Genomic DNA, 13,073 nt, shown 5'->3' with positions numbered 1-13,073 from the left:
TCGCGGCCAGGGGGCTGCCCTGACCGTATTTCTAATCAGAATTGGTCGCGGCTGTCGCTTCTCACGTCGCCGTCCACCTGATGAGGAGCGTAGAGTTAGGCGCGAGCGCTTCGCCGCCAGGGCCGCGCCGGATGCTCCCGGTCAATGGTAACATCGGTGACGGAGATCGAAGTTGAGCCATCTGCCGCGCATTGGGCTGCCCAGCGGCCATCTGGCGATGCTATCCCAGCAGGAATAGCTACGCTTTGCGGCGCGTGAGCTGCGTAGCTGACCCAATACATATTGGTGGCAGCGTGGCCCAACACCTCCGCGGCGAAAGCTGGGGCGGCGGAAGGGATTTCGCCTGTAGTCGAGAACAGAACGCAATCTGCCTCAAGCCGCTCATACTCCGTGAATAACTCTGGATAGTGTGATTCCATCCCGAGTGCGCAGCCGAACCGCACGCCATACACTTCGAATGTCACCGGCAATTTTTCAGGCGAATACATAAAGGAAATTTTGGTATTCGATAGCATGCGCTCATCGTAGCGGGTCACCAGTGTTCCGCAATCAGATATGACGTAGAGGCTATTATGCGGCCGATGAGGAGGTGTGAGCTGATGGACGGACCCAAGCACCGTCCATAGCTTCAATTTCTTCGCCAGCTCGCTGGTGGCCGCCAATTCTGAACGCAAAGTCGCCCAGTCGTACCGTCCCCAGTCTGAGGGGCCGATCTCCTTGGGGCCGCTCTCTGACATAAGCCGCTTGTTGGGCGAGCATGTCGCGCCTTCAGGGAAATGGATTACGCGAGCGCCTGCTCTATGAGCGTCCATCATCAGGGCGCGCAGCTCCGTCCCACTCGCTCGAAGCGCAAACTTGTCGCGAGGATCTTTAAATAGAGAGGTTTGCGCCACAGCAAGCCGTATTGAGTGGATGGCAAGCTTGGCCGATGGCTGGCGGATGTGGTGAAGAGCTGCGGTGTAAGATTCGCCGGTCTTTGCCGCGCGAGCGCGTACACGACGTTTGAGATTTCCGTTTTGGATCATTGTGAGGCCTTCCACGTTCCGGACGTAGTTCCCCAGCAACCCGCCGAAACGATCGGACCAATACAACCGACCCGAGACGTCAGTCCCTTTGCCTCTGTTCAAGACCATGCTGGGGGAGGTCTAGGAGGTTAGGGCAAAGAGATGGATCAGCGGAGATAGCGCCACCAGTTCTGCTTTCGAGATGGCCTGAGCTTCAACTTTCGGCTCGGAGGTTGCGATGTAGGTGCCGCCGGCGCCAGCCGCTATACCGAGGGTGGCTGCGATCGCGATTATGGCGTTCTGGTGCATGGATTCTTCCTCTTAGGCAAGGCTAGGTGCGTAGATTGAACCAGAAGCGCTCTTTGACGCCCTTGTCGTTGGGAATGTCGAAGAACCAGGGATTTGCGCGCCGCGGACGGGGGGAAGTTCGCCAAATCGGCATCCGGCGAGTGGATCGCAGCGATCAACTAACAGAAGAGCCCTCCGAGAGGGCGCCGCCAAGGATGTCGACCATCTCACGATCACCGCCGGGGCGGCGAAGCATCTGGTCTTGCAACTGCCTGAAGGCAGGCGGCAATTCCACAAACGGCGCGCCATTGCGTAAAGCACCGGGCTGGCGTTTACGGCAAGATAATGCCGCCAGTCGTAGATCGTCCGCGGCACCTTGAGGGTGGCTACGTTCAATAACCCGCGTGTTCGCAAAGCATACGGCCCTCGGCCGCAACGACCAATCGGCCTGGATAAATCCGCAGGCTTACGGGCCGGTTCGCAAAAGACGCAAGCGAAAGGCGCTAAACACCGCCTTCCTCAGGCATCGCGACAGATTGGGATACGATGATCCAGCAGGAAGCCGATCCTTGCATTGCAGGGCTACGTCTGGCGGTCAAGGGGCATCAGCTGCGATCTCTGCCAGATCATCGTTGTAAACGGATCGCAGCAGGCACTGGATCTCTGTGTTCGGGTCCTTGTCAATCCCGGCGACCGCGTCGTGGTCGAAGACCCGTGCTATGCCATGGCCAAGAACGTGATGCTCGCCGTCGGAGCAAACATCGTTGCCGTACCCTGTGGCGCTCATGGCATAGACACCACGAAGCTTCCCGAGGCTGGCGACATCGTGGTGGCATATGTGACGCCCAGCCACCAGTTTCCCCTGGGAGGGGTGTTGCCTGCTGCGCATCGCCAAGCATTGATGGAGTGGGCCGCGTCGGCAAATGCTTATGTCATCGAGGATGACTACGACAGCGAGTATCGGTACAACGTTGACCCCATTCCGCCTCGCTATCTGTCTGCGCAAGGCCGCGTCATCTATGTCGGAACGGTCTCAAAGACCCTGCCGCCGACGCTCAGGCTCGGATACGTCGTGCTCCCGCATCCTCTTGTCCTCTTGTCGATGCCTTCATCGATTGCAAGCGGATTGCCGACCGGCACACATCCACGTTCGAGCAAGAGGCTCTCGCCGCGCTGATCGAGACTGGTGGTTACGAGCGGCACGTCCGCAGAATGCGGAGACTTAACGCAGAAAGACGCGCCGTATTTCTTGCGTCAATGACCCGCGATTTTGCCGGCGACATCGACATCGTCGGCACGACCGCGGGACTTCACGTCGTCGTGTGGTTCAACACGATTTGCTCCGGGCAAGAGGCGCGTTTCGCAGATATCGCTCGAAACCAAGACATCGGAATCTATCCCGTCGCACGCCTGTTCTTATCCCCGACTGATGGGCGAGCCAGATATGTCTTTGGCCCTCCAGCCGGGAGCGGGAGCGACAACGGGAAGTTTTTGATCGTCACACAGTTTTCATTGGCGGCTACGTGACGCGTCCGCTGTTTCTGTGACTTCGAGAAGAAACGTTTTCCGGTAGAGCGGCCGATTTTCAGATCAAGCAAGCACCCGTTTCGCGCGATCAACTGCTAGCGGCAGCAAGACCATGTAAGGCCAGATCAAGATGGGCCTCGATATATCTCGGCGTTTCAAGATCGCGACGACCGTCGTGGATCAGCGCTTCGACAATCAACGCCAACGCAGGCGCAAGTATGACACGTGCAAGCGCCGCAGGCCCGTCCCGAAACTCACCCTGACGGACACCTTCATCGATGAGCGCCTGCCCCGTGACGAGGATCGGCTCTATGAGCTCTGCATAGTGGTCATCAATGAGTTGGGGGAAACGCACACCCTCAGAGATAGCGAAGCGCAGCAATTCCCGGGTTCTGCGGTCCTCCATCACCCGTTCGTAGAAAAGCAGGATCAGCGACCTCAGCCGCTCCGCGCAACTTCCGTTCAGTTTCTTGGCGTCGGCTAGAACGTCCTCGAACGGTACTGCAATATGCCGTGCCATGGCAGAAAACAGAACTTCCTTCGTGGGAAAGTAGACATAGACCGTGCCCTTTGTCACTCCTATGCGCGCGGCGATATCTTCTACGCGCGCCGCCGTGTAGCCTTGTTCGATAAATTCCTCAAAGGCAGCATCGAGAATCTGGGCAGGTCGGAGAGCCTTCTGTTCAGCACGCGTCAGCTTTTTCATGTTCACATTCCTAACTAAAAGATCCTGCGGCCTCAACATGTCACCATAATTTCATTGACTTTCTAGTTAGTCAATTATAATCGGCTTTAAAAGCGACTTGAGAGGCGGCTTATGGCACATTCAACAACAGGTATTTTTCTAGGGCTTTCCATCGCATGCCTCATGGCCTGCGCTCCTCAAGAAGACGCTCGACAGAAAAACGCGCGACATGTGGAGACGGTTGCTGTTCAAGCCGTACCGGTGTCGGAAACCACTTCGACGACTGGCGAGATCAGCGCCAGGGTTCAGTCCGATCTTTCATTCCGCGTCAGCGGTCGCATTATCGCACGGCTGGTCGATGTCGGCGATCACGTCGAGGCTGGGCAGGTTCTCGCACGCCTCGATACGAAAGAGCAGACGGCTGACCTCCAGGTGGCACTTGCCAATCTCCAATCTGCGGAGGCGCAGCAGACGCAGGCGCGGCAGGCATTCGACAGGCAGCAGAGCCTTTTCACCACAGGCGTCACCACAAGGGCCGCCCTCGATAACGCGCGCGAAGCTCTTTTAACGACACAGGCCACGGTTCAGTCCGCACAGGCCCAGTTGGATACGGCCCGCGATACGCTTGGCCAGACGGACCTCAAGGCGGATGCCAACGGAATCATTACTGCGAGGAACGCCGAAGTAGGTCAGGTGGCGCAGGCCGCCCAACTTATTTTCACGCTCGCCCATGACGGTCCCCGAGACGCCGTGATCAATGCCAATGAGTCCGCTCTTCTCGGACGCGCACTTGAGGACGTCGCCGAGGTCAGACTCCTGTCGGGCGAAGACAAGTTTCGGGCAAAGGTCCGCGAAGTATCGCCAGCCATCGACACCACGACTGGGACGATCCGGGTGAAGCTCGCTCTCGAAAATGCGCCTGACGTTCCCCTGGGGAGCGCCGTGATAGCCACCGCGCGGTACAAGCCTGAGACCGTCATCGAGTTGCCCTGGTCGGCCATGGCCTCCCATGCGGGGCGGACGGCCGTCTGGCTCGTCGATCCGAAGACGAGCGCCGTTTCCCTCCATCCCGTGGAGGTCACAGCCTATGCCAGTGGACGCTTCTCCGTCGAATCCGGCCTGTCTGCCGGTGACATTGTCGTTTCGAACGGCACCAAATTTCTCAGCGAGGGCGACCTCGTGTCTTATGAAGGAGCCGCCAGATGAAAATCGATTGCCGCCTGATGGCGCTTTTGGCAGCGGCCGCGCTGCTGTCGGCTTGCCAGAAGGAAGAGGATGCAGCATCGCTGGCTCCTCGCCCGGTCCTATCTCAGTTAGCCGAACCGGTCCCGCAGGCGGCATTCACTCTGCCGGGCACTGTCCAGGCCCGCATCGAGACCCAGTTCAGCTTCCGCATTCTGGGCCGTGTCATCGCCCGCAACGTTCAGGTGGGTGACCTCGTCAAGAAGGGCGCCGTCTTGGCGGCGATCGATCCGGTGGCGCTTGAGCTGGCTGTCAAAAGCGCGCAGTCCGATCTTGCCAACAGCCAGGCGCAACTTGCCAACGCCCGCATCACAGAAGACCGGCAGAGAACTCTGCTCGAGAGACAGACCGGCGCCAGGGCTACCTTTGAAACTGCGGAGCAGGAGCGCAAAACCGCAGAAGCGGCGGTCGCCAAGGCGCAGGCGAATCTGGACAAGGCGAACGAACAGCTGAGCTATTCGCGCCTGCTCGCCGAATTCGACGGTGTGGTCACCGCGACCGCCGCCGAGGTGGGCCAAGTCGTCTCGCCGGGGCAGAGTGTTGCTACGGTCGCGCGACCGGAAGAGCGCGACGCGGTGGTCGACGTGCCCGAAGCCGCCGGCGACCAGTTGAAGCCAGGCGCATCCTTCGACGTCGCCTTGCAACTTGATCCCCGCATTCACGCCAGGGGCGTGGTCCGCGAGATCACGCCCGAGGCGGACGACGCGACGCGCACGCGACGCACACGGTTGACGCTGATCGATCCGCCTGAGGCACTCAGGCTCGGCTCGGTCATAACGGCCAGTTCCCTGGGTGAGGTGAAGACTTTAATCCGGCTGCCATCCTCAGCGATCCGGACAGAGGGATCGCAGGCATTCGTCTGGATCGTCAACGACGCGACCGGGGAGGTCACCTCCGGCCCGGTCACGCTTGCTGAACAAGCCGTCGAAGGTGGGCTTGTCACCGTGACCGACGGGATCAAACCCGGTGAGAGGATCGTCACCGCTGGCGTCAACACGCTCGTAAACGGCCAGACCGTTCGCATCGATCAGGAGACCATCAATTGAAACCGTTCAACCTCTCAGACTGGGCGCTCGAGCATCGTTCGCTCGTCTGGTATTTTATGATTGTCTTCATCCTTGCAGGCACGTTTTCCTATTTCAACCTCGGCCGTGAAGAAGACCCTGCCTTTACCATCAAGACGATGATTATCAACGCGCAGTGGCCGGGTGCGTCCGCGGAAGAAATGACCCGTCAGGTGACGGACAGGATCGAGAAGAAACTGGAGGAGCTCGACGCGCTCGACGTCACGCGGAGCGAGACGGTTGCCGGCCAGACCACGGTCTACGTTGAATTGCTTGCGACCACCAAAGCAAGGGACGTGACGGGCAATTGGCTTCGCGTCCGCAACATGATCAACGACATCAAGGGCGAATTTCCCAGCGGCGTCGTCGGTCCGTTCTTCAATGACACCTTCGGCGACGTTTACGGCAACATCTATGCCTTCAGATCCGACGGCCTGACGCAGCGCCAACTTCGCGATCTGGTGGAAGACGCCAGGGCGAAGCTTCTGACGGTTCCGAATGCCGGCAAGATCGACATCATCGGGGCTCAGGATGAAGCCGTCTATCTTGAATTTTCGACCCGCAAGATCGCGGCGCTCGGCATCGACCGCCAATCCGTTATCGAAACGCTTCAAGCTCAGAACGCGGTGGCGCAGTCCGGCTTCGTGGATGCAGGACCGGAGCGGATCGCGTTGCGCGTCGGTGGCCAGTTTACGAACGAAGAGAGCTTGAGGGCCATCAATCTCAGAGTGAACGATCGCTTTTTCCCGCTAACCGACGTCGCGACGATCAAGCGAGGGTATGTCGATCCGCCGTTCTCGCTCTTCCGCTTCAACGGACAACCCGCAATAGGCCTGGCAATTGGCATGACGGCGGGTGCCAATCTAACGAACTTTGGCCACGCTCTGGACGAGGAAATGAAGCGCGTCGTGGCCGATCTCCCGATCGGCGTGAGCGTGGAGCGGGTTTCCGACCAGCCGGCCGTCGTGGAAGAAGCCGTGTCCGGTTTTACGAAAGCTCTGTTTGAGGCAATCGCTATCGTTTTGGCGATCAGCTTCATTAGCCTTGGGTTGCGCGCTGGGCTGGTGGTCGCGATCTCGATCCCGCTTGTCCTGGCGATCACGTTCGTCGTTATGGAATATACGGGCATCTCGCTGCAGCGCATTTCGCTCGGAGCCTTGATCATCGCATTGGGGCTCCTCGTCGACGACGCCATGATCGCCGTTGAGATGATGGTGGCGCGCCTGGAGTCGGGCGACGATCTGCGAAAAGCGGCCACCTATGTCTACACGTCGACTGCCTTTCCGATGCTGACAGGCACGCTTGTCACTGTCGCCGGGTTTATTCCGATCGGCCTTAACAACAGCGCGGCGGGCGAATTCACCTTCACCCTGTTCGTCGTCATTGCGGTTTCGCTCGTGGTGTCCTGGGTTGTGGCCGTCCTCTTCACGCCGTTGCTGGGCGTGGTGATCCTGCCCAAGACAATGAAGTCCCACCATGAGCGAAAGGGACGTACTGCGCGGGGATTTGCCTGGCTCTTGCGAGTTGCCATGCGCTGGCGCTGGGTTACGATCACCGCCACCATTGCTGTTTTCGGCCTCTCGCTCGCCGGTCTTGGCCTTGTGCAGCAGCAGTTCTTCCCAGCATCCGACCGCGTCGAATTGATCGTCGACTGGAGCATGCCCCAAAACACCACGATAGCGGAAACGAACCGCCAGATGACGCAGTTCGAACAGGAGAAACTCGTCGGCAACCCCGACATCGACCACTGGACCACGCATGTCGGGGAAGGCGCGCCGCGGTTCATTCTGTCTTATGACGTCCAGACCCCGGCTGTCTGGTTCGGGCAGATCGTCATCGTCGCCAAGGACCTGGAAGCTCGGGACAGGCTGCGCGCAGACTTGCAGGTCCATGTCGCGAAGACCTTTCCCGGTACCGACGCTTTCGTGAAACTCCTGGATATCGGCCCGCCGGTGGGCAAGCCCGTTCAGTACCGCGTCAGCGGTCCGGACATCCAGACAGTACGTGAGCTGTCGCATCGCCTGGGGTCCATCGTCAATCGGCATCCTCTCATCGCCAACATGACCTATGACTGGAACGAGCCCTCGCGCGTCGTGAAGGTGGATGTGCTCCAGGACAAGGCTCGCCAGCTTGGCGTCACCTCAGAGGATATCGCCAACGTGCTCAACAGCGTCGTCGCGGGGTCCTCGGCAACGCAAATTCGCGACAGCATCTACCTCATCGATGTGATCGGTAGGGCGCAAGACACTGAGCGAGGCTCGATCGACACGCTCAGAAACCTCCAACTTCCGGGATCGAACGGCAAGTCCGTCCCGCTTTCGGCAGTCGCCAAGTTCCGCTACGAGCTCGAACAGCCCATGATCGCGAAAAGGGATCGCATCCCCACCGTCACAGTCGAGGCCGCGGTCACCGGGTCTATACAGCCCGCCACTATCGTGGAACAGCTCAAGCCAGAGGTCGAAAAGTTCACGAAAACTCTTCCTGCGGGATACAAGGTCGAGGTCGGGGGCTCGGTGGAATCGAGCGCCGATGCGCAAGGGCCGATCGCCGCAGTCGCCCCGCTCATGCTGTTCGCCATGGCGACGATCCTGATGGTCCAGCTCCAGAGCTTCAGCCGCCTGTTCCTAGTCTTCGCAGTCGCTCCCCTTGCTCTTATCGGCGTCGTGGCGGCACTTCTTCTCAGCAACGCTCCGATGGGCTTCGTCGCGATCCTCGGCGTGCTCGCACTGATCGGCATCCTGATCCGCAATTCGGTCATCCTCGTGGTCCAGATCGAGCATCTGCGCAGCGAGGGCGTGCCGCCGTGGCGAGCGGTGGTCGAGGCGACGGAACACCGCATGCGCCCGATCTTGCTGACCGCCGCGGCCGCGACGCTCGCCCTTATCCCCATCTCCCGGGAAGTCTTCTGGGGACCAATGGCTTATGCCATGATGGGCGGGATCGTCGTCGGAACGGTGCTGACGCTTCTCTTCCTTCCGGCGCTTTATGTGGCCTGGTTCCGGATACCGCGCGAAGAACCGAATATCTCCCCGGAAGCTGCACAAGCTTGATCCAGGAAGGGCGCTTGCGAGCGCCCTTCTTTCTCCAGATTTAAGGCGCGTCGATGCACTTCTTCCTCTCGATCTACTCGTGCAGGTCACGGCTTAGCCTTGCCGTTGTTGCCGTCATGATCTGCCTGACCGGATGCGCTTCTCGGCCACCAGCCGAGGTGCTTCAACCCACGGCGATCAGGCAGGTCGAAAGCGAGAAGGTCACCCTGCTTTCTGTCACCAACCGCAACAAGGTAAAGGAAGACGGCGGTTTTGGAAGCCAATGGGCCGGCGACCTGACCTACGAGCGATACGCCTTTTCTATTCCCGGCGATCGTACGGGAAGCGCCATCATCTATCCCTCGAGAACGCCGGATCCGCGCCGCCAGTTCGTCGTGACCGGACGCGATCAACTGACGCGCAAAGCCTGGATAGACGATGCGACCCGTTCGGCAAACTTCGACGGGACCGTGGCGGTCTTCGTCCACGGCTATAACACCAGGTATCAGGAGGCGCTGTTCAGGGCTGCGCAGATGGCAGCCGACGCCGACACCCTTAGTCCGCCGATTCTGTTTTCCTGGCCATCTGCGGCAAGCGTGACCGGGTATGTCACTGACCGAGACGCAGCGCTCTATACCAGAAGCGAGTTCGAAAGCGTCTTGAAGGCGCTGGCCGAAAATCCGAAGATCAAGCGCGTCGTCCTGTTCGGGCATAGCATGGGCGGCTTCTTGTCCATGGAGGCGGCAAGGCAGCTGAAGCTGCAAGGGCGTGACGATGTCGTCGGCAAGTTGCAGATTATTCTCGCTGCGCCGGACATTGACGTCGACGTGTTCAGGTCCCAGTTGCGTGACATTGGCCTGCTGCAAAACCCGATCACATTGCTCGTGTCAAAAGCCGACCGAGCTCTGGCGGTGTCCAGTTTCCTTGGCGGCGAACGCCCACGCATCGGCCGCCTTGATATCGATGATCCCCTGGTTCGGAGTGAAATAGCGGCCGCACATGTCAGCGTCATCGACATATCGTCCCTCAGTTCATCCGACGGTCTTGGTCACGATCGCTATGCCGCGCTTGCCCGGTTTGGTGGCGAGCTTGTCAAGGCGGAAGCGCGTGCGCGAACCAGCGGAAATGTTGGCGTGTTCGTCTTCGATGCGGCAGGCGCGGCTGTCGCAAGTCCGTTCAGGCTGGCCGGGCAAATTGCCCGGCATTGACTCTCGGGAAGGCTCCTATGCGAAAGTGGTAGCAGTCAGGTGCTTACATCGGAATGAAGACCAACAGATGCGATCGGACAGGCGATGAAGCGTTACCGCTGTCGCAAAGATGCCGCCAATTCCGGCGGAATTGGCGGCGAGCGGGCGCCGTTCGACGCGCAGATTATTCGCCGTTGGACCTTAGGAAGGCGACCGTCGCTGAGATCAACTTGTCCACGGTCTTGGCACTCTGTTCAACGCCGAAACCATGATCAACGGGTTCAGCCCACAGTTCCTCCGGACCGTCGTGATAAGATAGCAGCGACTTGGCGAGAACCGGTTGGGGAAAGACGATGCTGTCGCGCGTGCCGACCGCCAGGAACAGCGGCCCCTTGTAGCGCGAGATTTCGCCGGCAGTCTGCACTGCGTATAGGCTCTCGAAGAAGCGGCCTTTCAAGGGAATTTCCTTGCCATCGCCGACGCGCGTGGCCGGATAGACTTTATCGCCCGCTGTCACAGCTTCCGCCATCTGCTTCTCGCCAAATATGGAGATGAACGCGGCCGGAAGATTGATGCCGGGGTTCCAGAGCACGACAGACTTTAAAGGCGTTTTCGTCCGGCCGGCGACCGCGGTTGTGACCGCACCGCCCAGGCTCATTCCCATCAGCGAAATCCGCTTGCCGTCGACACTTTCATTCGTCGACAGGAAGTCGAGCGCCGCTTGTGCGTCCGTTACCTCGGTTTCGACGGTCATGTCTTCAAACTTGCCGTCACTCTCACCGCTGCCGCGAAAATCGATCCGAAGCGAAGCGATACCGTTCTTTGCGAGCACCGGCGCAGCACGCCCAAACAGGCCTTCCTTAACCGCCTCCGAGCTCCATTCATTGCGGCTGCCGGTGAAACCGTGAAGCATCAGGACGACGGGCGGATTGGCGACATCATCCGGCGTCACCATCGTACCTACGATACTCTGGCCTTCGACTTGAAGCTTGACGATGGTTTCCTTGGCATCCGCCGAAACTAGGAAAGTCGTCATCAGCATCCCCCAGTGACGCGGCGACGGTTTTGTGTAGCTGTTTCATAGCTGCTCTTTCTTTGTTGTTTGAATTACGCTCGGCCGGTCAAATTTGATGGGGTGGCCGTACCGGACTGGCCCAGGCGTTGATGTCTTTTCACTGCCGCGGATGGGTGATTTAAGCGAAGCTCGCCGGTCATGAATTGAGCTCGACCAAGGCCGAAGGACCAATCCGAGTCACCATTTTCCACGATACTGACCACAACATCCGCAGGGTCGATTGCACAGGCATCCGAAAGACCAGCGGCAACAAGACGATAGAAGGCCTGTTTGTCGTCAGCGGACCGCGCCCGCGAGATCACCTCGATGATGATCAGTCTGTCACTGCGAGAAAGACCAAGCCCGGTATCCTCCGCGCGCACATGCGATTTCTCGTGTTCGATCAGGATCTGATAGCGATCTGCTGGCGGTACATGGAAGGCTCGGACCACCGCCTCATGGATGCAGTCGAGGATCTTGTCGTGCTCTTCGGGCGATCGGCCCTTCAGAAGGTTGATTTTTATCAGCGGCATGGCCGTCCTCGGAAACAGGAAAGAGGGGCGGGGAACGCGCACGCGGCGTCCCCCGTGAACGTTCAGTTTGCCTTCACCGGCAGGCCGGTTGCGGCAGGCTCGGGCTCCTGAGCCAAGGCGCGAGGGAAGCAGAGCACATTTACGGCCGCGCTCATGATCGCGATCGCAATGGGATAGGCGAGGCCCGCATAGATGTTGCCAGTGTAGGCAACCAGCGACAGGCTGATGAGGGGAACAAAGCCGCCAAACACGCCTGTGCCGAGGTGATAGGGCAGCGAGAGCGAGGTGTAGCGCAATTTCGCCGGGAAGAGCTCGACGAGGAAAGCTGCCATCGGCCCGTAGACCAGCCCGACGAAGACGAGTTGGGCGACGATCAGCGCTGTGACCAGAACAAAATTCTGGGCTGCGACGGCGGCGGCGATGCCCTGATAGATCGGAATATAGAACGCGGCCGCCAGAAGGAAGCCGGTGACGATCAACTTGCGGCGGCCGATCCGGTCGGACAAGGCGCCGAAGAAAACGATGAGCGGCGTTCCGATCACCAAAGCAGCCGCAAGGCAAAGGTTCGCTGTCAGGAAGTCCAGCTTCAGGACGCTCTGCAGGAAATAGAGGGCGTAGAACTGCCCTGTATACCACACGCAACCCAGGCCGGCGGTCGCCCCGAAAAGCGCGAAGGCTGCATAGCGTGCACCTTGACCGGTGGCGAAACTCTCGCGGATCGGGCTCTTCGCAGTCTTTCCACCTTTGCGAAGCTCCTCGAACACCGGGGATTCGCTAAGCTTGAGGCGCAAATAAAGCGACAGCACAATCAAAACCGACGATAGCAGGAAGGGAATTCTCCAGCCCCATTGCTTGAAGAGCTCTTCGCCAAGCGACAGCCGGCACGTCAGTACCACGACAATCGCCAGGAAAAAGCCGACGGTTGCCGTTGTCTGGATAAAGCTCGTGAAGAAACCGCGCCGGTTCGCCGGTGCATGTTCTGCAACGTAAACGGCGGCGCCACCATATTCACCGCCGATCGCCAGTCCCTGGATCAGCCGAAGGACTACGAGCGCGATCGGCGCGAAATACCCCGCGGTCTCAAAGGTCGGCAAGATGCCGACGAGCGCGGTCGCAACTCCCATCAGTACAAGCGTCATCAAAAAGGTGCTCTTGCGTCCGACGCGATCGCCGATACTGCCGAACAGCAGGGCTCCCAATGGGCGCACGACGAAGCCTGTGGCAAAGGTTGCGACGCTGATCAGAACGGCTGCCGTCGGTTCATTGGCAGGGTAGAAGAGCGTTGAGAAAAAGATTGCCAGACTTCCGTAGAGATAGAAGTCATACCATTCGATGACCGTGCCGGCGCTTGATGCGAGAACGACGGTCCAGATGCCTGGTTTGCGGACGGAATCGTCCCTTCCCTGTAGCTGTTGCATGCTGCAGTCCCCTTTTATGTTTTGAAAGCAGTCGGCCGGGCC

General features: G+C 59.4%; 10 protein-coding genes and 2 pseudogenes. 5 read left to right on the top strand and 7 right to left on the bottom strand.

Features of this window, described 5'->3' with window-relative positions; genetic code table 11:
* Positions 1–95: 95 nt before the first annotated feature.
* From PYH37_RS31620 to PYH37_RS31610, 3 genes and pseudogenes are all read right to left on the bottom strand, one after another.
* Entirely contained in the window at positions 96–1,025 is a 930-nt protein-coding gene (locus PYH37_RS31620) for a carbon-nitrogen hydrolase family protein (protein WP_280736545.1), read from the bottom strand.
* A gap of 120 nt (positions 1,026–1,145) precedes the next feature.
* Positions 1,146–1,313: a hypothetical protein gene (locus tag PYH37_RS31615; RefSeq protein WP_280736546.1), complete on the bottom strand. Its 168-nt coding sequence runs from the start codon at positions 1,311–1,313 to the stop codon at positions 1,146–1,148.
* A gap of 190 nt (positions 1,314–1,503) precedes the next feature.
* A pseudogene (locus PYH37_RS31610) lies at positions 1,504–1,783 on the bottom strand (IS21 family transposase); the annotation flags it as partial.
* An 83-nt stretch (positions 1,784–1,866) separates the two neighbouring features.
* Between PYH37_RS31610 and PYH37_RS31605 the strand changes: the two are divergent.
* Entirely contained in the window at positions 1,867–2,469 is a 603-nt protein-coding gene (locus PYH37_RS31605) for an aminotransferase-like domain-containing protein (protein WP_280736547.1), read from the top strand.
* Positions 2,470–2,907: 438 nt separating this feature from the next.
* On the opposite strand, the gene PYH37_RS31600 is transcribed toward PYH37_RS31605, so the two are convergent.
* Positions 2,908–3,525: a TetR/AcrR family transcriptional regulator gene (locus PYH37_RS31600; protein ID WP_280736549.1), complete on the bottom strand. Its 618-nt coding sequence runs from the start codon at positions 3,523–3,525 to the stop codon at positions 2,908–2,910.
* Positions 3,526–3,636: 111 nt separating this feature from the next.
* Between PYH37_RS31600 and PYH37_RS31595 the strand changes: the two genes are divergently transcribed.
* From PYH37_RS31595 to PYH37_RS31580, 4 genes are read left to right on the top strand one after another with little or no spacing between them, the layout of a single operon-like run.
* The gene (locus PYH37_RS31595) at positions 3,637–4,710 is read left to right on the top strand and encodes an efflux RND transporter periplasmic adaptor subunit (RefSeq protein WP_280736550.1); all 1,074 of its coding nucleotides are present in this window, start codon (positions 3,637–3,639) and stop codon (positions 4,708–4,710) included.
* Positions 4,707–5,792: an efflux RND transporter periplasmic adaptor subunit gene (locus PYH37_RS31590; RefSeq protein WP_280736551.1), complete on the top strand. Its 1,086-nt coding sequence runs from the start codon at positions 4,707–4,709 to the stop codon at positions 5,790–5,792. Before PYH37_RS31595 ends, PYH37_RS31590 begins: the two co-directional genes overlap by 4 nt.
* Positions 5,789–8,860 (top strand): efflux RND transporter permease subunit, encoded by a 3,072-nt coding sequence (locus tag PYH37_RS31585; protein WP_280736552.1) that lies wholly within the window; start codon positions 5,789–5,791, stop codon positions 8,858–8,860. The genes PYH37_RS31590 and PYH37_RS31585 overlap by 4 nt, the downstream gene beginning before the upstream one ends.
* 53 nt (positions 8,861–8,913) lie before the next feature.
* On the top strand, positions 8,914–10,047 hold the full coding sequence (locus tag PYH37_RS31580; protein ID WP_280736553.1) for an alpha/beta hydrolase: 1,134 nt from the start codon (positions 8,914–8,916) through the stop codon (positions 10,045–10,047).
* Positions 10,048–10,210: 163 nt separating this feature from the next.
* Here the strand turns inward: PYH37_RS31580 and PYH37_RS31575 are convergent, their stop codons facing one another.
* The 3 genes and pseudogenes from PYH37_RS31575 to PYH37_RS31565 form a co-directional block, all read right to left on the bottom strand.
* A complete protein-coding gene (locus tag PYH37_RS31575; protein WP_280736555.1) occupies positions 10,211–11,062 on the bottom strand; it encodes an alpha/beta hydrolase family protein in 852 nt (283 codons plus the stop codon).
* Between the two features lie 161 nt (positions 11,063–11,223).
* Positions 11,224–11,613 (bottom strand): annotated as a pseudogene (locus PYH37_RS31570) (tautomerase family protein); the annotation flags it as partial.
* Positions 11,614–11,675: 62 nt separating this feature from the next.
* Positions 11,676–13,031 (bottom strand): MFS transporter, encoded by a 1,356-nt coding sequence (locus PYH37_RS31565; RefSeq protein WP_280736556.1) that lies wholly within the window; start codon positions 13,029–13,031, stop codon positions 11,676–11,678.
* Between the last annotated feature and the right edge of the window lie 42 nt (positions 13,032–13,073).

Source organism: Sinorhizobium numidicum (assembly GCF_029892045.1).
GTDB classification, from domain to species: Bacteria; Pseudomonadota; Alphaproteobacteria; order Rhizobiales; family Rhizobiaceae; genus Sinorhizobium; species Sinorhizobium numidicum.
Note: the sequence above shows the minus strand (reverse complement) of the source record. Positions and strands in the feature narration are given on the sequence as shown.

Coding starts and splice junctions, on each gene's coding strand:
- PYH37_RS31620 (WP_280736545.1), bottom strand. CDS start 1,025: ATGATCCAAAACGGAAATCTCAAACGTCGTGTACGCGCTCGCGCGGCA.
- PYH37_RS31615 (WP_280736546.1), bottom strand. CDS start 1,313: ATGCACCAGAACGCCATAATCGCGATCGCAGCCACCCTCGGTATAGCG.
- PYH37_RS31600 (WP_280736549.1), bottom strand. CDS start 3,525: ATGAAAAAGCTGACGCGTGCTGAACAGAAGGCTCTCCGACCTGCCCAG.
- PYH37_RS31595 (WP_280736550.1), top strand. CDS start 3,637: ATGGCACATTCAACAACAGGTATTTTTCTAGGGCTTTCCATCGCATGC.
- PYH37_RS31590 (WP_280736551.1), top strand. CDS start 4,707: ATGAAAATCGATTGCCGCCTGATGGCGCTTTTGGCAGCGGCCGCGCTG.
- PYH37_RS31580 (WP_280736553.1), top strand. CDS start 8,914: ATGCACTTCTTCCTCTCGATCTACTCGTGCAGGTCACGGCTTAGCCTT.
- PYH37_RS31575 (WP_280736555.1), bottom strand. CDS start 11,062: ATGACGACTTTCCTAGTTTCGGCGGATGCCAAGGAAACCATCGTCAAG.
- PYH37_RS31565 (WP_280736556.1), bottom strand. CDS start 13,031: ATGCAACAGCTACAGGGAAGGGACGATTCCGTCCGCAAACCAGGCATC.